Annotated in this window: 1 protein-coding gene and 1 pseudogene; both read left to right on the top strand. The window is 64.9% G+C overall.

All coding sequences use genetic code 11. The annotated features are described in order from the left end of the window. Positions 1–173 (top strand): annotated as a pseudogene (locus tag OP495_RS17910) (ABC transporter ATP-binding protein); the annotation flags it as partial. After that, a partial coding sequence (locus OP495_RS17905) for an FtsX-like permease family protein (RefSeq protein ID WP_280571133.1) occupies positions 170–1,315 on the top strand: 1,146 nt, incomplete at its 3' end. The pseudogene OP495_RS17910 and the gene OP495_RS17905, both read left to right, overlap by 4 nt.

The raw sequence follows: 1,315 nt of genomic DNA, 5'->3' as shown, positions 1-1,315 counted from the left end.
ATCGCGCCACGGGGGCGCATATCATCGACTTGCTGTTCGAGCTCAATCAGGAAATGGGCACGACACTGATATTGGTCACGCACGATCATGCTCTGGCACGCCGCTGCGGGCGTTGCCTGCGCCTTGACGAAGGGCGCCTGCAGGTCATGAGGCACGAAGAGGTGGCTTCGTGAAGGCGCTCTCGCTATCGCTCAAGGGACTGTGGCGTGATCTTCGTGCCGCCGATGTACGGGCGCTGTTCGTGGCTCTGGCGTTGGCAGTGGCGGCCTCGACGATGATCGGCTTCTTCCTGGACCGTCTCGACCGAGGGCTGACCCGACAGGCCGGGCAACTGATGGGCGGCGACCTGGTACTCGAGCAGAGCGATCCCTTTTCCGAGGAACTGCGCCAGACGCTGCGCGATGCCGGACTGACGCTCTCGCAGCAGGTCGATCTGATCTCGATGGTCAGTCGCGACGATGCCTTCCAACCGGCCAGTCTCAAGGTCGTTGACGCGGATTATCCGTTATATGGGCAAGTGCGCGTCGAGCGTGGCGAGGGGCTCGAGACGCTGACTCACGGCCCTGCGCCCGGCAGCGTGTGGGTGGCGCCGCGTCTGGCGCGGCTGATGGAACTCGACATCGGGGACGCGCTCGCGATAGGCGACAGCACGCTCACCGTGAGCGGCCTGATCGAGCGCGAGCCGGATCAGAGCGCCGGATTTTCGGCCTTCAATCCGCGCGTGATGATGCATCGCGACGATCTGGCGGCGACTGACCTGGTGCAGCCTGGCTCGCGGCTCGAATACGAGTTGTTGGCCCAAGGGCCGCCCGACGCCGTGGCGCGCGTGCAGTCGCGTCTGGAGAGGCTGCGCGACAATGGCGTCGAAGTACGCGACGTGCGCGAGGATCGCCCTCGGCTGGGCGGTGCGCTGGATCGTGCCCAGCGCTACCTGAGTCTGTCGGGGCTGGCTGCAGTATTGCTGGCGGGAGTGGCAGTGGCCATGGCCACGCGTCGCTATGTCGATCGCCATTTGGATACGGCGGCGTTGCTGCGCTGTTTCGGCGCCTCTCAGCGACAACTGGTGACATTGTTTGCCCTGCAGCTCGCCTGGCTGGCATTGGCGGCTGCGGTGGTGGGCGCGCTATTGGGCCTGCTGGGACAGGCTGGCTTGCTGGTGATTCTGACGAATTTTCTACCGCTCGAACTGCCGCCACCGGGGCCGTTGCCGTTATTGATGGGAGTACTGACCGCGCTGGCGGTGCTCATCGGCTTCGCCGGCCCTACCTTGTTACGACTCAAGCGGGTGAGCGCACTCAAGGTGCTGCGACGCGAA

The sequence above is a fragment of the Chromohalobacter sp. 296-RDG genome (assembly GCF_029889885.1).
Lineage (GTDB): Bacteria > Pseudomonadota > Gammaproteobacteria > Pseudomonadales > Halomonadaceae > Chromohalobacter.
The sequence above is the reverse complement of the archived record's forward strand: the minus strand, read 5'-3'. Positions and strand labels throughout refer to the sequence as shown.